This window comes from Rhizobium esperanzae, assembly GCF_014197615.1.
Classification (GTDB): Bacteria; Pseudomonadota; Alphaproteobacteria; order Rhizobiales; family Rhizobiaceae; genus Rhizobium; species Rhizobium esperanzae_A.
Genome location: NZ_JACIFY010000026.1, coordinates 1 through 15,503, shown reverse-complemented (window position 1 = coordinate 15,503; position 15,503 = coordinate 1). Strand labels below are relative to the sequence as shown.

Genomic DNA, 15,503 nt, shown 5'->3' with positions numbered 1-15,503 from the left:
AACCAAAGCTTTTTGCTCGGGCGGTCCGGTTGCCGTCGTCACCCCAAAAAAGCCGCCAGATTTTCACAACTTTAAGGGGTTTTCGGCGGAATATTGCCATTGATCGCTGGTGACTTTCTGCCTGCGTCACAGGGGGACCCGCAAGGGTAAAGTCGCATGAAGATCGTTCTGATAAATCCGCCGCATACGGCGATCGGCAGCCGTATTCCCGATGATCACCTTCCGCCGCTCGGCCTTCTCTCGGTCGCAGGCCCGCTGATCGACGACGGTCACAGTGTCAGCCTTATCGATGCCGAGTTCGGACCGATGGCGATGGCGGAGATTGTCAGCCGAGCGGTGGCGAGCCATCCGGATCTGGTGCTGATCGGCCATTCCGGCTCGACCTCGGCCCATCCCACCGCCAGAGTGATTGCGGAGGCTCTCAAGCGCAGCAATCCTGCAATCCGGATCGTTTATGGCGGCGTCTTTCCCACTTACCATTGGCGCGAGGTGCTGGCCGAGACGGAGGCATTCGATATCCTCGTGCGCGGCGAAGGCGAAGAAACGATGCGGCGCCTTGCCGATTGCCTGGCGACGGGCCGCCCGCTCGCAAGCATTCCGGGCATCGCCTATCGGGACGGCCATGGTAAAATCCAGGCAACCCAGCCCGCACAGGCGATCGCCGATCTCGATGCCTATCGCGTCGGCTGGGAGCTGATCGACCACGCCGACTATAGTTATTGGGGCGGCAAGCGGGCGGTCGTGATGCAGTTCTCCCGCGGCTGTCCGCATCTTTGCAATTATTGCGGCCAGCGCGGCTTCTGGACCCGCTGGCGCCACCGCTCGCCGGAGCTGTTTGCTCGCGAGATCGCCAGGCTTTATCGCGAACAGGGTGTGGAACTGATCAATCTGGCCGACGAGAACCCGACCTCGTCGCGGAAGGCCTGGCTGGCGTTCCTCGAAGCGATGATCGCCGAGAATGTGCCGGTGCAGATCGTCGGCTCGACGCGGGCGGATGATATCGTCCGCGACGCAGATATCCTGCATCTCTATCGCAAGGCAGGCGTCGTGCGCTGGCTGCTCGGCATGGAAAATACCGACGAGGCAACCTTGGCGCTGATCAAGAAGGGCGGAGCCAAAACAAGCGACAGAGAGGCAATCCGCCTTCTGCGCCAGCACGATATCCTCTCCATGGCGACCTGGGTCGTCGGCTTCGAAGAGGAAAGGTTAAGCGATCTCTGGCGCGGCTTCCGGCAACTGCTCTCCTATGATCCCGATCAGATCCAGGCACTTTACGTCACCCCGCATCGCTGGACGCCCTTCTTCCGCATCGCCCGCGACCGGCCGGTGATCGAGACTGATATCCGCAAATGGGATTACAAGCATCAGGTGTTGAAGATGCGGCACCTGAACCCCGTCGTGCTCGTCGCCTGCGTCAAGCTCATAGAGGTTGCTGTCCAGGCGCGGCCAAAGGCGCTGATGCGCATCCTCTTCCATCGCGACCGGCAACAGCGCCACTCCATGCGCTGGTACACGCAGATGGGCCGCCGCGTCTGGTTTCATGAAATTCTCGAATTTCTTTTCCGCCGCCGCCATCTGAAGGATGGCCCGACGCTCGAGACTTTCTGGGGCGCGCCGCAGGACGCCGAGGAGGAGTCGATGCTGCGCCCGCAGCGCCATATGAAAAGCCTCGACGCGGCAGAATAAAATAGACGCCCGATTTTCGGCGGACGCGGCAGGCAGGGGATGTTAGAAAGCGATCATGCTTTTCGAACGCCCCGACGATGACACGCTCTATGATGCCCTGATCGCGCGCAGCGCCGATTATGAGGGGCAGGCCTATGTTTGCGTCAAGACGACAGGCATCTTCTGCCGTCTGACCTGTCCGGCGCGCAAGCCGAAGCGGGAAAATACGCTGTTCTTCGAGACGATCGCCGCCTGCATGCATTCCGGCTTCCGCCCCTGCCGGCGCTGCAGGCCGCTGGAGCAGCCGGGCAGGGAGCCGGTCGTCGACCTGTTGCTTGCCGCGCTCGACGGCGAGCCGGAGGTTCGCTGGAGCGAGGACGAGCTCGTGCGCCGCGGCCATGATCCCTCGACCGTGCGGCGCGCCTTCAAGCGGGCGCTCGGCATGACCTTTCATGATATCGCCCGATACATCAGGCTCGGCGAAGCGGCGCGGCAGCTCGCCGACGGGGCGCGCGTCATCGATGCGCAGCTCGATGCCGGATACGGTTCGCCGAGCGGTTTCCGGGCGGCCTTCCAGCGGCTCATCGGCAAGGCGCCGGCGCTCTCGCAAAATCGCGAACTGCTCTTTGCCGATTGGTTCGACACGCCGCTGGGGCCGATGATCGCGGTTGCCGACAAGACCCATCTGCATCTTCTCGAATTTCACGATCGCAAGGCGCTGTCGAGCGAACTCGAAGCGCTGCAGAAGCGCGTCCGCTCCTCCGTCGCGATCGGCCGCACCCCGGCGATCGATCAGGTCGAGACGGAGATCTGCGATTATTTCGAGGGACGGCTCACCATCTTCAGAACGCCATTGGCGCTCGGCGGCTCGCCTTTCGAAAAACATGTCTGGGCAAAGCTGATGGCTATCCCTGTCGGTCAGACGCGCGCCTATGGCGATCTTGCCAGGGAGATGGAAAGGCCGGAGGTGGTGCGTGCCGTCGGCCGCGCCAACGGCGCCAACCAGTTTGCCATCATCGTGCCCTGCCATCGCATCCTCGGCGCCGATGGTTCTCTGACCGGTTACGGCGGCGGGCTCTGGCGCAAGCAATGGCTGCTGCGGCATGAAGAAAAGATCAGCACGCAAGCAAGGATGGAGGAGACAGCATGAACCAGACTGAAAAGGCCAAGGCATTCGCCGCGCTTCACCGGAAGGGCGATCCGATCGTGCTCTACAATATCTGGGATGCCGGCACGGCAAAGGCCGTTGCCGATGCCGGCGCCAGGGCGCTTGCGACGGGAAGCTGGTCCGTCGCCGCCGCCCACGGGTTTGCCGATGGCGAAAAACTGCCGATGCCGATGCTGGTGGAGACGGCGAAATCGATCACCGATGCTGTCGACCTGCCGCTCTCGGTCGATTTCGAAGGCGCCTATTCGGCCGAACCTCAGGGAGCGGCTGCCAATGTCGCCAGGCTCGTGGAGGTCGGCGCCATCGGCATCAATTTCGAAGATCGGGTGGTCGCCGGCGAGGGGCTCTATCCGGTCGAGAGCCAGGCGGCCCGCATCCGCGCCATTCGCGCCATGGCCGACGGCAGGGATATCCCCTTCTTCATCAACGCCCGCACCGACCTTTTTCTGGCCGAGAGCGATCTTGCCAAACATGCCGGCCTGGTTGACGCGGCGATCGAGCGGGGCAGGGCCTATGCGGCCGCCGGCGGCAACGGCTTCTTCGTGCCCGGCCTGATCGAGCCCGCCTTGATCGAAAAGATCTGCGCGGCATCGTCGCTGCCGGTCAATATCATGATGCGGGCAGGTGCCCCCGACGTAAAAACCCTGGCAAAGCTCGGTGTCGGCCGCATCAGCTACGGCCCGGGGCCCTACCGGTCGATGATGGAAAAGCTGAAGCAGGAGGCGGCGGCGATTTATAGCCTGCTCTGACGTCGCTATGTCAGAGGGCCGCATCCGCATGCAAGGCTGCGGCCCTTGAATGACATCCTGCTCGGCTCAGGAGCGGAAGCGCAGATTGCGCCGCGTCAGCTGGTCGACCGAGGTGCAGCCCATCAGCTTCATGTCGCGTTCGATCTCGGTGCGGATCGTCTCCAGCGCCCGTTCGACGCCGGGCTGTCCGGCGGCGGCAAGCGGGAAGAGATAGTAGCGGCCGAGCCCGACCGCCTTTGCCCCCAGCGACAGCGCTTTCAGAACATGCGTTCCGCGCTGCACGCCGCCATCCATCATTACGTCGATCCGGTCGCCGACGGCATCGACGATCTCGGCCAACTGGTCGAAAGCGCTGCGCGAACCGTCGAGCTGGCGGCCGCCATGATTGGACAGCACGATGCCGGTGCAGCCGATCTCGACCGCGCGCTTGGCGTCTTCGACCGACATGATGCCTTTCAGGCAGAATTGCCCGCCCCAGGCCTGCACCATCTCGGCCACGTCGTTCCACGACATGGAGGGGTCGAGCATTTCGGTGAAGTAGCGGCTGATCGACAGGGCGCCGCCGTCCATCTTCACGTGGTTTTCGAGCTGCGGCAGCCGGAACGCCTCATGCGTCATCCAGTCGATCGCCCAGGACGGCTTGATCGCAAACTGCATCATGCCGGCGAGATTGAGTTTGAAGGGAATGGCAAAGCCGGTGCGCTTGTCGCGCTCGCGGTTGCCGCCGGTGATGCTGTCGACCGTCAGCATCATCGCCTGTACGCCGGCATTCTTCGCCCGCGCCATCATCTCGTGGTTGAGGCCGCGGTCCTTGTGGAAATAGAACTGATAGACCTGCGGCCCGGCGCTGATCTGCCTTGCTTCCTCCAGGCTGATCGTGCCGAGCGAGGAGACGCCGAACATCGTGCCGTATTTTCCCGCCGCCGCCGCGACCGCCCGCTCCCCCTGGTGATGGAAAAGCCGCTGCAGCGCCGTCGGCGAGCAATAGACCGGCATCGCCAGCTTCTGCCCCATGACGGTCACCGACATGTCGACCTCGGCCACCCCGCGCAAGACGTCGGGCACCAGATCGCAAGCCTCGAAGGCCGCGCTGTTGCGCCGATAGGTCACCTCGTCGTCGGCAGCGCCATCGATATAGTCGAAGATCGGCCCGGGAAGCCGCCGTTTGGCCATGCGCCGGAAATCGTGGAAATTATAGCAGTCTGTAAGGCGCATATTTTTGCTCGACCCGTTTATATTGCGGGCCGCAACCTAAAGCACGATTCGAAACCTTGCCAAGGCTAGATCGTGCATTTTGCGACCTGTCGGAGCGAATATCGTCGCTGGGGAGGCTTGCGACCACGCTGAGGATCAGCCGCGGCATCCTCTGACATCCTCATCCGTGTATACCCCCGCAGGGGCCTCAAAGGACGGGGCCGGCCTCCTTCTGCCGCAACCCGGATGCCGCCACGGACATCAGGCGGTATCCATCGAACCTTGTGGCGGATGCCGGTTGTCAGCAGTCTTCAGAGACTGCGACGCGCCTCAACCCTCGCCTTGGCACGATCATGTGTGGAAGTTTGATCGCCGAAGCAAGGCCGAGCCCGGCCAGCAGTCGGATGAAATGCCAGCCGAGGTCCACTTGCCCCGGTTCGACGCCGAGCCGGGCCGATTCTGGAAAGGCGTGATGGTTGCCATGGAAGCTCTCGCCGAAGGTCACCAGCCCGAAATGCGGCAGGTTATAACCTTGCACCGCGACATCGTCGACACTCCAGCCCTGATGGCCGGCTCGATGTGCGAAATGACCGACCAGCCAATGCCCGGTCAGCGAGACCGATATCCGCACCGCAATACCCCAGACCACACACGGCAGCCCACCGAGCGCGAAAAGCACGATTGCCAAGGGAATCTGCTGCCCCATCCATGTCGCCTCCAGGAGGCGATAGAAGCGGTCGTGTCGCTCGCGATCATCGAGGACGAAACGTGGCGGATGGTCCAGCGCCACTATGCAATGCATCTGCCAAAAGGCATCCATGAAGAAAGGTTTCCGATGGGCATAGAGGTCATGGCAGTCCCGCTGCCGTTGCGCCCAGTCGCGAATGTCGTGCGCGTAGATCATGCCGAAGGGACCGGCCATGCCGACCAGCGTACCGAGATAGACGAGCAAGCGCTCGATCCAGAGAGATGTGTTGAAGGAGCGGTGGATCAGCAGCCGGTGCATGCCGACCGAATGACCGAGGCAGATCGTGATCGCAGTCAAGACGATAAAGACGGCAAAAGCGCTCCAGCTGAAGGTCAGTGGCCCGCCAATAACGGCAATCACGGTCATGGCGGTGATCCAGATCGACTTTGCCGGCACCCAGACGACTTGGCCCTTCAATGAATCGCTGCTGTCGTCGATCATCCGTCCGGTGGAAATACTGCTCATGGCAAACTCCTTCCGGTCGGGCGCATTCTGTCCTTGAACATCGCCCGCCAATTCATTAATTAAGCAATTACCTAATTACTTTGCGCCAATGAAAATAATTAAGCAATACATTAATTGCTTAATTCATTGATGCATCGACGCGATGATGCCGCAGCACGGAGACCAGACTTGGAAGACGAGACTTTCGACATTGCAGGAGGCAGCTCTGTCGGCGCTGCCCAGCGGGTGTTCCACGCGCTTTCCAGTGCACCGCGCCGGAAGATCCTTGCCTATCTCTCGGCCTCCGGCCTTACTGCCGGCGAGATCGCCGACCGCTTCAGCATGTCCAAGCCTGCCGTTTCGCAGCATCTGTCAGTCCTCGAAACGGCGGGGTTGATCAGGCGGGAGAAACAGGGCCAGTTCGTCCATTATTCTCTGATCGAGAACAATCTCGTCAATACGCTGAACGGCTTCGTGCAGGAGGTCTGCCCGGTCGGCCGGCCGATCAAGAAGGAAAGCCAGGCGCGCGCCCGCGTGAAGGAGGCACCTTGAGCGTCAGGCAGATCCTATGCTGGCCTGGCCGCCAGATGAGGGACGCTGGGAAGAGGGAGTTCGGGCAGACGCCTGCGTCCCCGATGGCAAAGCTGCAACAGGGCGCGCGACGATTGAGAGCTTGCTAGCGGCTCAGATTTGCGCCCGTGCGCCTGCGTGAGAAAGATGCGCCCTTCGTTCCGGTGAAGGGCGCAGCCTTGATCAGGGAACGATCAGCGTTCCGATGCCGTGCTCGGTGAAGATCTCGAGCAGGACGGAATGGGCGGTTTTGCCGTTCAGGATCACGACGCCCTGGACGCCGGCCTTGATCGCATCGATGCAGGTTTCGACCTTCGGGATCATGCCGCCGGAGATCGTGCCGTCGGCGATCAGCGCATGCGCTTCGGCGACGGAAAGCTCCTTGATCAGCTGGCCGTTCTTGTCGAGCACGCCGGGCACGTCGGTGAGGAAGAGCAGCCGGGTGGCGTTGAGCGCCCCGGCAATGGCGCCGGCGAAGGTGTCGGCGTTGATATTGTAGGTGGCGCCGTCGCGGCCGGGCGCGACGGGCGCGATCACCGGGATCATCTCGGAGCGGGCGAGCAGGTCGAGCAGCGTGCGGTCGACTTCGACCACTTCGCCGACGAAGCCGAGATCAAGCACGCGCTCGATGTTGGAATCCGGATCCTTGACGGTCTTGCGCGCCTTTTCGGCGAAGACCATGTTGCCGTCCTTGCCGCAAAGGCCGATCGCCCATTCGCCGGTCTGGTTGATGAGCGCGACGATCTCCTTGTTGATCGAGCCGGCCAGCACCATCTCGACGATCTCGACCGTCTTCTGGTCGGTGACGCGCAGCCCGCCTTCGAATTTCGATTCGATGCCCATCTTGTTCAGCATGGCGCCGATCTGCGGACCGCCGCCGTGAACGACGATCGGGTTGACGCCCGATTGCTTCAGAAGCGCGATATCGCTGGCAAAGGCCTTGCCGAGCTCGGGATTGCCCATGGCGTGGCCGCCATATTTCACGACAATGGTCTTGTTCTCGTAACGCTGCATGAAAGGCAGCGCCTTGGCCAGAAGCCGTGCCTGCAGTTCGCTTTCGGACTCGTTCATGGGGACCCCGCAGAATTGTTCGCGGCCTTTTATCGCAAGTTTCCGACAGAGGGAATAATCCAGAGGGCAATAGTTTTTCGTATCTGGCGCGGAGCCGGTGGCCCTGACCGTCCGGTATACGCGAGCATGATATGAGGAACGGCATGCAAGGCGATGAGATTGCAGACCTGATCGGCCGCGTCGCGCTCGGCGACCGCACGGCCTTTACGGCTCTCTACAACCAGACCGGACCGAAACTTTTTGCGATCTGCCTGCGTATCTTGAAGGATCGCACGGAAGCCGAGGAGGTCCTGCAGGAAGTCTATATCAGCATCTGGCAGAGGGCCCGAAGCTTCCAGGCAGCCACGGGTTCGTCCTCGGCATGGCTCTCGGCGATTGCCCGCAACCGGTCGATCGATGCGCTGCGGGCGCGCAAGCCCGTCGCCGACGAAATCGACGGCGCCTACGACCTTGCCGATGCCGCACCCGACCCGGAAATGCAGACGGTGACGAAGGATGAAGGAAGGCGGATTGACACCTGCATGGAAGAGTTGGAAGCTGATCGTGCGGTCGCGGTGAAACGGGCTTATGTCGAAGGGCTGAGCTACCAGGAACTGGCCGATCAGTTTGGTGTCCCGCTGAACACGATGCGGACCTGGCTCAGGCGCAGCCTCTTGAAACTGAGAGAGTGCATGGAACGATGACATCGCCCGACAAAAGCAAGGGAGACCGCTCCCGCGACGAGGTTCTCGCCGGCGAATATGTGCTTGGCGTCTTATCGCTGCAGGACCGGCGGGTGGTGGAAGAGCGCATGCGCCACGATCGGCCCTTTGCCGCCATCGTCAGCCGCTGGGAAACCAACCTTTCCGCCTTCAATGACGAGTATGAAACCGTCGCTCCCAGCCGGGAAACCTTCAAGCAGATCGAGGCGCGGCTTTTCGGCGATGCCGGAAAAACCGCATCCTTTTCGCAAGGGCTGTGGAATTCGGCGGGTTTCTGGCGTTCGCTGAGTTTTGCCTGCATCGTCGTCGCCGTCAGCGCCGTCATCTTTGCCTCCGGCCTGGTGCCGCAGCCGCAGGGGCCGGCACCGCTGGTGGCCTCGCTTTCCGGCCAGAACAATGCCATCAATCTTCTCGCCTCCTACGAGCTGCAGAGCGGCCGGCTGAAGATCGTGCCGGTCGCCGCCGGCAAGCCGGAGGAGAAGTCGCTGGAACTCTGGCTGGTGCCCGGCAGCGGCGTGCCGAAATCGCTCGGCGTCTTCCAGCCGGGCGAGAGCGGTGAACTGGTCATCCCGGCCGATCAGCGCAAGAATCTCGCCGATGGCGCAACGCTTGCCGTCAGCCTCGAACCCTTCGGCGGTTCGCCCACCGGCCAGGCAACCGGTCCGGTGATCGCCAGCGGTCCGTTGCGCCGGCCGTGATCGGCCGCGGCCATGATTGGGCGCCGGCCAAAATCATTTTCTCCTGTCTGAAACTCTTCGGCGCGAACCTCCGTAGTTCGAAATGTCCGGACGACGCTCAGGCATAAGGCCCGCGGATGCTGTCCGGTGAGGAGAAAATCATGATCAAATCCCTATTGCGCGGTTTTGCGCTCGCCACTGCGCTCTCCGCCGTCGCCTTTGCTGCCGCCAAGAACCCGATCGTCGGCGGGGCGGCGATGTTCGACAGCAAGAACATCATCGAAAACGCCGTGAATTCCAAGGATCACACCACGCTGGTCGCAGCCGTCAAGGCAGCCGGCCTCGTCGGCACGCTCGAGGGCAAGGGCCCCTTCACCGTCTTCGCGCCGACCAACGAAGCTTTCGCCGCCCTGCCGAAGGGCACCGTCGAAACGCTGCTGAAGCCGGAAAACAAGGCGACGCTTACCAAGGTTCTGACTTGCCATGTCGTTGCCGCCGATGCGATGGCCAAGACCGTTGCCAAGATGATCAAGGAGGACGGCGGCGAACATGACATCAAGACCGTCGGCGGCTGCGTGCTGAAAGCCAGGGAAAGCATGGGCAAGATCACCCTGACCGACGAAAACGGCGGCGTTTCCCATGTGACGATCGCCGACGTCAAACAGTCGAACGGCGTCATCCACGTCGTCGACAAGGTGCTGCTGCCGAAGATGTAAATCTATTCGTATCGGCAGAGGTTTATGGGGGCGCTCTTCGGGGCGCCTCTTCTATTTCCAGTGAGCGATGCCGACGGTTTCAGCGATTGCCTGGCGCAATTCATCCATCCCGTCGCCCTTTTCAGACGAAGTGGACAGCACGCCAGGATAGGCGGCTGGACGTTTGCGGATCCTTTCCGCCGTTTCGGCCAGCAGTTTCGGCACGGCCGGAGCCTTGATCTTGTCGGTCTTGGTCAGCACGATCTGATAGGAGACGGCCGCCTTGTCGAGCAGATCGAGCACGTCCTCGTCGTTCTTCTTGATGCCGTGGCGGCTGTCGATCAGCACATAGACGCGCTTCAGCGTCGCGCGGCCACGCAGATAGTCGAAAACCAGTTTGGTCCAATTTTCCACAAGCTCCTTCGGCGCCTGCGCATAACCATAGCCGGGCATATCGACGATTGCCATCGGCGGCAGGTCGCCGCCTTCGCCGGAATAGCCGTCCGGAACGAAATAATTGAGTTCCTGCGTACGCCCCGGCGTGTTCGACGTGCGCGCCAGCCCCTTCTGGCCGACCAGCGCATTGATCAGCGACGACTTGCCGACATTCGAGCGCCCGGCAAAGGCCACCTCGAGCGGCCCTTCCGGCGGCAGGAATTTGAGCGACGGGACGCCGCGGATGAAGATCCAGGGGTGGCCGAAGAGCGGCTTTTCGGTTTCGGGCATGCGGTCTCGGCAATCTCCGGGTTCGGTCTTCTGTCGGCTTCGGGGTTTTACGGGCGGATGTCAAGCTTTCAGGCGGCCTGCGCCTCGCTTCGCAGGCTGCCCGGGAAATGAAAAGCCCCGCCGGAGCGGGGCTTGAGAGCATCATTTCGATGGCGCCGTTTTTCGCCTGAACAGGCCCTTGAGATTGTCGAACAGCTCGACTTTGACGCCGTGGCGTTTCATGATCACCGACTGCTGGATCACCGAGAGCGTGTTGTTCCATGCCCAGTAGATGACCAGGCCGGCCGGGAAGCTTGCCAGCATGAACATGAACACCAGCGGCATCCAGTTGAAGATCATCGCCTGGGTCGGATCGGGCGGCGTCGGGTTCATGCGCATCTGCAGGAACATGGTGATGCCCATGATCAGCGGCCAGACGCCGAGATGCAGCAGCGTCGGCGCCTGGAAGGGCAGCAGGCCGAACAGATTGACGATCGACGTCGGATCGGGAGCCGAAAGGTCCTTGATCCAGCCGAAGAACGGCGCATGCCGCATCTCGATGGTGATGTAGATCACCTTGTAGAGCGAGAAGAAGATCGGGATCTGCAGCGCCACCGGCCAGCAGCCGGCGATCGGATTGATCTTCTCTTCCTTGTAGAGCTGCATCGTCGCCTGCTGCAGCCCCATGCGGTCGTCGGCGAATTTCGCCTTCAGCTCTTCCATCTTCGGCTGCATGCGCTTCATGTTCGCCATCGAGGCATACTGCTTGCTGGCGAGCGGGAAGAACAGCGCCTTGACGACGATGGTGGTGCACAGGATCGCCACGCCGAAATTGCCGAAGTAGCGGAAGAAGAAGTCCATCAGCTTGAACATCGGCTTGGTGATGAAATAGAACCAGCCCCAGTCGATCAGCCGGTCGAACTTCGGGATCGAATAGCTGGCTTCATAGCCGTCGATCACAGGCACTTCCTTGGCACCGGCGAAGACCAGGTTCTTGAGCTCGATCGACTGGCCCGGCGCAACGGTGAAGGCATCGTCCTTGTAATCGGCCTGGTAGCGCGGCTGGCCGTCGGTGAAATAGGAGAATTTCGCCTCATAGGCAGCGCTCTGCGGCGGAACGATCGTCGCGGCCCAGTATTTGTCGGTAATGCCGAGCCAGCCGCCGGTGGATTTCGCCGGCGACACGGCTTCCTTCTCGACGGCGCTGTATTTGCTTTCGATCAGGCCGTCATCGCCGATGACGCCGATGAAGCCTTCATGCAGCACGTAGACGGAGGGCGTCGTCGGCTTGTTGTAACGCATGACGCGGCCGTAGGAGGAGAGTGCTGCGGGCGCCTGGCCGGAATTGACGATCTTGTCGGCGACGGTGAACATGTAGCGTTCGTCGACGGAGATCGTCCGGGTAAAGGTCAGGCCCTTGTCGTTGGTGTAGGACAGCGTCACCGGCGTCTTCTCGGTGAGCTTGGCGCCCTCGGGCGCCGTCCAGAGCGTCGTGGGGCCGGGAACGCTGCCCGTCGCATCGCTGCCGATATAGCCGAGTTCGGTGAAATAGCCGTCCTTGGTTTCGGCCGGGCTGAACAGCGTGATGATCGGGCTCGAATCGTCGACGGTCTCGTGATAGCCCTTGAGCTTCAGATCGTCGAGACGGGCGCCGGCAAGGTTGATCGAGCCGGAAAGGGCAGCGGTATCGATGACGACACGCGGGCTTTTTGCCAGCGCCTGCTCAAGCGTCGCCGTCGCGGCCGCCTGGCCGGAAGGGGCTGCACCGCTCGTCTGGGCCGGTGTTGCGCCGCCGGCTGCCGGCTGCTGCACCTGTTCGGTCTGCTGCTGCGCCTTCTGGGCTTCCTGCGCCTTGCGCTGGGCCTCGATGCGCGGATTCATATAGAGAAACTGCCAGCCGAGGACGATCAGCACCGAGAGAGCGATCGCAATGAAGTAATTGCGGTTGTTTTCCATCATACGTTCCTGGGGCGTCCGTCTCCGGAGCGCCGGTGTTTCGGCCTGGTTTCCACGCGAAATTTCAGTTCCGCGGCCAATTCCTGGAAGGACGCTTCAAGCACGTCCCTGCGCGCGACAACCACATAGTCGTGTCCGGGCTGCATTGCAAACCCCGCATGAAGCCGCACCGCCTCTTTCAGGCGGCGGCGCATGCGGTTCCGTTCGACTGCGTTGCCATGTTTTTTGGTGACTGTGAAACCGACGCGGGCTTGGCTGTCGGGTTCCTTCCGGTCGAGGACTTCGAGCAGGAAGAGGCCGCCGCGGCGTTTTTCGCCTTCGCGCACGGCAAGAAACTGCGGGCGGCTTTTCAGCCGCCCGACAGTGTGTTTCTGGTCTTTGGTCGTCAATTCGCCCGCCATCTCTTACCGGGCAACCCGGCCTTAAGCCGAAAGACGCTTGCGGCCCTGCGCGCGGCGGCCGGCGATGACCTTGCGGCCACCCTTGGTGGACATGCGCGCACGGAAGCCGTGGCGACGCTTGCGAACAAGCTTGGATGGTTGGTAGGTACGCTTCATTTATTTAAACACCGCGGAGTGCGGCCCTTCTTGAATTTGCATATTGCAAGGAGCGTTGTTTTTCGAACGGACGGAGCCATGAAAGGCTTGGGTGACCGGACGTGCGGCGGCTTATACGGATGAAGCCCGGTAAAGTCAATTAACCCCGACGATTTCACTTTGCGTCGCAGTTTCGGCAAGTATTTTCGCACTCTGGTGTTAATAAATTCGACCTGCCCCGAGTGGTTGTGATTTTGCCGCCGCTCACGATCGATGGCTTGGATTTCAGGGGCTTTCGCATCGCGATCGCCATCGACGTCGATAATTTTTCCTGGCCACAATCGTAAACATTGGAAATCGAACTTTAATAAATTTCGCCGATATCTAGCATCATGGGCTGGGAATTTGCTTTCCAGGCACTGGTGTAGCTAGGGGGCATTGCATTGAAGATCCGCGCCAAAATTAATCTGCTGGTTTCCGTGATGGGCGCGGTGGCGCTGCTGATCGGCGCAACGGCATTGTCCGCCATGCACGAATACAATCGCAACCTGACGGCTTACGAGGAGGCCGCCGCCCGCGCCTATGCCGGCGAGCGTCTCAACCGCTTCGTCACGGCGGTGGTGATGGAATCGCGCGGCATCTATGCGGCCAAGACGATCAAGGATACGCCGAACTTCGCCAAGGGCCTGATGGCTGATCTCGACGAGATCGACAAGGTCATCTCCGGCTGGGCGCCGCTCGTTCCCGAAGCCGAGAAAGACGAGTTTGCCAAGCTGGTGGCCCGCGCCGCCGAATTCCGCACCTTCCGCACCGAAACGGCCCGCCTCGGCACCGAGGTCGGCCCCGAGGCCGCCAGCGCCCAGGGCAACAACGACGCCAACCGTGCCAACCGCAAGGCGTTCCAGGCGGAGATCGATGCGGTCGTCGCCACCGACAAGGCCGCGCTCGAGGCCGTCAACGCCGAGATCGAGAGCTTCCGCAACTGGATCCTGATGCTCGTCCTTGCCATCACCGGTATCGGCATTTCGGTCGGCATCGGCATGGGCTTCTATATCGGCACCAGCCATCTGAGCCGGCCGATCAAGCGCGTCACCCGGGCGATCAACGAGGTCGCCAACGGCAATTTCGAAGCCGAGGTTCCCTTCGCCGGCCGTCAGGACGAAATCGGCGAGATGGCCGCAGCCGTTGCGGTCTTCAAGGAGAACGGCCTCGCCGTCAAGCGCCTGAACGCCCAGGAAGCGGCGATGCGCGCCAAGAGCGACGACCTGCAGTCGAGCATGTCCGTCGTCGTGGCCGCGGCTGCGGCCGGCAATTTCAGCCACCGCATCGACAAGGATTATCAGGACGACAACCTCAACCAGTTCGCCGGCAATATCAACACGCTGCTGTCGAGCGTCGATGCCGGCATCGGCGAGACCCGCCGCGTCATCGCCAGCCTTGCCGAGGGCGACCTCACCCAGACGATGAACGGCAGCTTCCAGGGCGCCTTCGCCGAACTGCAGCAGAACGTCAACAACACCTTCGTCACCCTGCAGGCGACGATGCGCGAAGTGCGCCAGACGACCGAAGCGATGAACGGCAACACCGCCGAGCTGCGCAATGCCAGCGACGACCTGTCGAAGCGCACCGAGCAGCAGGCAGCCGCTCTCGAGCAGACCTCGGCCGCCCTCGATCAAATCACCGCCGTCGTCCAGAACTCCACCGAGCGGGCGCACGAAGCCACCATCATGGTCTCCGAAGCCAAGGATAAGTCTGGCGCGTCGGGTGTCGTCGTCGGCAATGCCGTCGAGGCCATGGGCCGCATCGAGCAGGCGTCGCGCGAAATCAGCCAGATCATCAACGTCATCGACGAGATCGCCTTCCAGACCAACCTGCTGGCGCTGAATGCCGGCGTCGAGGCGGCGCGCGCCGGCGAGGCCGGAAAGGGCTTTGCGGTGGTCGCCCAGGAAGTGCGCGAACTCGCCCAGCGTTCGGCAACGGCCGCCAAGGACATCAAGGCGCTGATCACCAAGTCGGGCAACGAGGTGCAGGTCGGCGTCAAGCTGGTGCAGGCGACCGGCGAGGCGCTGGCCGAAATCGGCACGCGCGTCATCGCCATCAACGATCATATCCATTCGATCGCCACGGCCGCGACCGAACAGTCGACCGGCCTCAAGGAAGTCAACACCGCCGTCAACCAGATGGATCAGGTGACCCAGCAGAATGCCGCCATGGTCGAAGAGACCTCCGCTGCCACCCACAGGCTTTCGGCTGAAGCCGGCGGGCTGGTGCAACTCATCTCCCGCTTCAAACTGTCGGATGATGCGCCGGCACCCGTTGCGCTTGTCCGCAACGAGCCGCAAAGGCCGGTCGCCTCGCCCGCCCGCCGGGCAATCGCCAAAGTCGCCCGCGCCTTCGGTGGCAATGCCGCTGCGGCCGAACAGAGCTGGGAAGAGTTCTGATCGGTCCTGATCCCGCGCTCATTAACGCCGCCTCCGGGCGGCGTTAGTTTTTTCTACCCGATCCGCGCCGGGCAAAGACCCCGCCCCAAACCCCTCCCCACAAGGGCAGGGGAATCGCATATAAGTATTGCGTCTGCTGAGCTGATGGATTCAGTAGCGGCTTTCTCTGATTTGGGGAGAGCC

15 protein-coding genes are annotated in these 15,503 nt (G+C 62.0%); 8 read left to right on the top strand and 7 right to left on the bottom strand.

Annotation, left to right across the window (positions count from 1 at the left end; translation table 11 throughout):
* The first annotated feature begins 156 nt into the window (after positions 1-156).
* From bchE to GGD57_RS26615, 3 genes are read left to right on the top strand one after another with little or no spacing between them, the layout of a single operon-like run.
* Entirely contained in the window at positions 157-1,686 is a 1,530-nt protein-coding gene (bchE, locus tag GGD57_RS26625) for a magnesium-protoporphyrin IX monomethyl ester anaerobic oxidative cyclase (protein ID WP_184473174.1), read from the top strand.
* A 55-nt stretch (positions 1,687-1,741) separates the two neighbouring features.
* Positions 1,742-2,815: a bifunctional transcriptional activator/DNA repair enzyme AdaA gene (locus GGD57_RS26620; RefSeq protein WP_184473173.1), complete on the top strand. Its 1,074-nt coding sequence runs from the start codon at positions 1,742-1,744 to the stop codon at positions 2,813-2,815.
* On the top strand, positions 2,812-3,582 hold the full coding sequence (locus GGD57_RS26615) for an isocitrate lyase/PEP mutase family protein (RefSeq protein ID WP_184473172.1): 771 nt from the start codon (positions 2,812-2,814) through the stop codon (positions 3,580-3,582). The genes GGD57_RS26620 and GGD57_RS26615 overlap by 4 nt, the downstream gene beginning before the upstream one ends.
* A 66-nt stretch (positions 3,583-3,648) precedes the next feature.
* On the opposite strand, the gene GGD57_RS26610 is transcribed toward GGD57_RS26615, so the two are convergent.
* Both GGD57_RS26610 and GGD57_RS26605 read right to left on the bottom strand, forming a co-directional pair.
* The gene (locus GGD57_RS26610) at positions 3,649-4,797 is read right to left on the bottom strand and encodes an alpha-hydroxy acid oxidase (RefSeq protein WP_184473171.1); all 1,149 of its coding nucleotides are present in this window, start codon (positions 4,795-4,797) and stop codon (positions 3,649-3,651) included.
* 280 nt (positions 4,798-5,077) lie between these two features.
* Positions 5,078-5,989, bottom strand: coding sequence for an acyl-CoA desaturase (locus GGD57_RS26605; RefSeq protein ID WP_184473170.1), 912 nt, complete (start codon positions 5,987-5,989; stop codon positions 5,078-5,080).
* Positions 5,990-6,157: 168 nt separating this feature from the next.
* Between GGD57_RS26605 and GGD57_RS26600 the strand changes: the two genes are divergently transcribed.
* Positions 6,158-6,520: a metalloregulator ArsR/SmtB family transcription factor gene (locus GGD57_RS26600; RefSeq protein WP_184473169.1), complete on the top strand. Its 363-nt coding sequence runs from the start codon at positions 6,158-6,160 to the stop codon at positions 6,518-6,520.
* Between the two features lie 201 nt (positions 6,521-6,721).
* Here the strand turns inward: GGD57_RS26600 and argB are convergent, their stop codons facing one another.
* A complete protein-coding gene (gene argB / locus GGD57_RS26595; protein WP_010065789.1) occupies positions 6,722-7,609 on the bottom strand; it encodes an acetylglutamate kinase in 888 nt (295 codons plus the stop codon).
* A 143-nt stretch (positions 7,610-7,752) separates the two neighbouring features.
* Between argB and GGD57_RS26590 the strand changes: the two genes are divergently transcribed.
* The 3 genes from GGD57_RS26590 to GGD57_RS26580 all read left to right on the top strand — a co-directional run bounded on the left by GGD57_RS26590 (position 7,753) and on the right by GGD57_RS26580 (position 9,703).
* Positions 7,753-8,292: a sigma-70 family RNA polymerase sigma factor gene (locus tag GGD57_RS26590; protein WP_184473168.1), complete on the top strand. Its 540-nt coding sequence runs from the start codon at positions 7,753-7,755 to the stop codon at positions 8,290-8,292.
* Positions 8,289-9,008 (top strand): anti-sigma factor, encoded by a 720-nt coding sequence (locus GGD57_RS26585; RefSeq protein WP_184473167.1) that lies wholly within the window; start codon positions 8,289-8,291, stop codon positions 9,006-9,008. Before GGD57_RS26590 ends, GGD57_RS26585 begins: the two co-directional genes overlap by 4 nt.
* A gap of 140 nt (positions 9,009-9,148) precedes the next feature.
* Positions 9,149-9,703: a fasciclin domain-containing protein gene (locus GGD57_RS26580; RefSeq protein WP_184473166.1), complete on the top strand. Its 555-nt coding sequence runs from the start codon at positions 9,149-9,151 to the stop codon at positions 9,701-9,703.
* 51 nt (positions 9,704-9,754) lie between these two features.
* Here the strand turns inward: GGD57_RS26580 and yihA are convergent, their stop codons facing one another.
* From yihA to rpmH, 4 genes are all read right to left on the bottom strand, one after another.
* Positions 9,755-10,408 carry a ribosome biogenesis GTP-binding protein YihA/YsxC gene (gene yihA, locus GGD57_RS26575; protein ID WP_184473165.1) on the bottom strand — a complete coding sequence of 218 codons (654 nt, stop codon included), beginning with the start codon at positions 10,406-10,408 and terminating at the stop codon, positions 9,755-9,757.
* A 141-nt stretch (positions 10,409-10,549) separates the two neighbouring features.
* A complete protein-coding gene (yidC, locus tag GGD57_RS26570; protein WP_184473210.1) occupies positions 10,550-12,343 on the bottom strand; it encodes a membrane protein insertase YidC in 1,794 nt (597 codons plus the stop codon).
* On the bottom strand, positions 12,343-12,744 hold the full coding sequence (gene rnpA / locus GGD57_RS26565) for a ribonuclease P protein component (RefSeq protein ID WP_097615110.1): 402 nt from the start codon (positions 12,742-12,744) through the stop codon (positions 12,343-12,345). Before rnpA ends, yidC begins: the two co-directional genes overlap by 1 nt.
* A gap of 21 nt (positions 12,745-12,765) precedes the next feature.
* Complete coding sequence (rpmH, locus tag GGD57_RS26560; RefSeq protein ID WP_003570740.1) at positions 12,766-12,900, bottom strand: 50S ribosomal protein L34; 135 nt, start codon at positions 12,898-12,900, stop codon at positions 12,766-12,768.
* A 422-nt stretch (positions 12,901-13,322) separates the two neighbouring features.
* Here rpmH and GGD57_RS26555 point away from each other — a divergent pair, with 422 nt between their 5' ends.
* Complete coding sequence (locus GGD57_RS26555; RefSeq protein WP_184473164.1) at positions 13,323-15,320, top strand: methyl-accepting chemotaxis protein; 1,998 nt, start codon at positions 13,323-13,325, stop codon at positions 15,318-15,320.
* Positions 15,321-15,503: the final 183 nt, after the last annotated feature.

Excerpts from the sequence above, each read along its gene's own strand:
- bchE (WP_184473174.1), top strand. The coding sequence starts at position 157 with ATGAAGATCGTTCTGATAAATCCGCCGCATACGGCGATCGGCAGCCGT.
- GGD57_RS26620 (WP_184473173.1), top strand. The coding sequence starts at position 1,742 with ATGCTTTTCGAACGCCCCGACGATGACACGCTCTATGATGCCCTGATC.
- GGD57_RS26615 (WP_184473172.1), top strand. The coding sequence starts at position 2,812 with ATGAACCAGACTGAAAAGGCCAAGGCATTCGCCGCGCTTCACCGGAAG.
- GGD57_RS26610 (WP_184473171.1), bottom strand. The coding sequence starts at position 4,797 with ATGCGCCTTACAGACTGCTATAATTTCCACGATTTCCGGCGCATGGCC.
- GGD57_RS26605 (WP_184473170.1), bottom strand. The coding sequence starts at position 5,989 with ATGAGCAGTATTTCCACCGGACGGATGATCGACGACAGCAGCGATTCA.
- argB (WP_010065789.1), bottom strand. The coding sequence starts at position 7,609 with ATGAACGAGTCCGAAAGCGAACTGCAGGCACGGCTTCTGGCCAAGGCG.
- GGD57_RS26590 (WP_184473168.1), top strand. The coding sequence starts at position 7,753 with ATGCAAGGCGATGAGATTGCAGACCTGATCGGCCGCGTCGCGCTCGGC.
- GGD57_RS26585 (WP_184473167.1), top strand. The coding sequence starts at position 8,289 with ATGACATCGCCCGACAAAAGCAAGGGAGACCGCTCCCGCGACGAGGTT.
- GGD57_RS26580 (WP_184473166.1), top strand. The coding sequence starts at position 9,149 with ATGATCAAATCCCTATTGCGCGGTTTTGCGCTCGCCACTGCGCTCTCC.
- yihA (WP_184473165.1), bottom strand. The coding sequence starts at position 10,408 with ATGCCCGAAACCGAAAAGCCGCTCTTCGGCCACCCCTGGATCTTCATC.
- yidC (WP_184473210.1), bottom strand. The coding sequence starts at position 12,343 with ATGGAAAACAACCGCAATTACTTCATTGCGATCGCTCTCTCGGTGCTG.
- rnpA (WP_097615110.1), bottom strand. The coding sequence starts at position 12,744 with ATGGCGGGCGAATTGACGACCAAAGACCAGAAACACACTGTCGGGCGG.
- rpmH (WP_003570740.1), bottom strand. The coding sequence starts at position 12,900 with ATGAAGCGTACCTACCAACCATCCAAGCTTGTTCGCAAGCGTCGCCAC.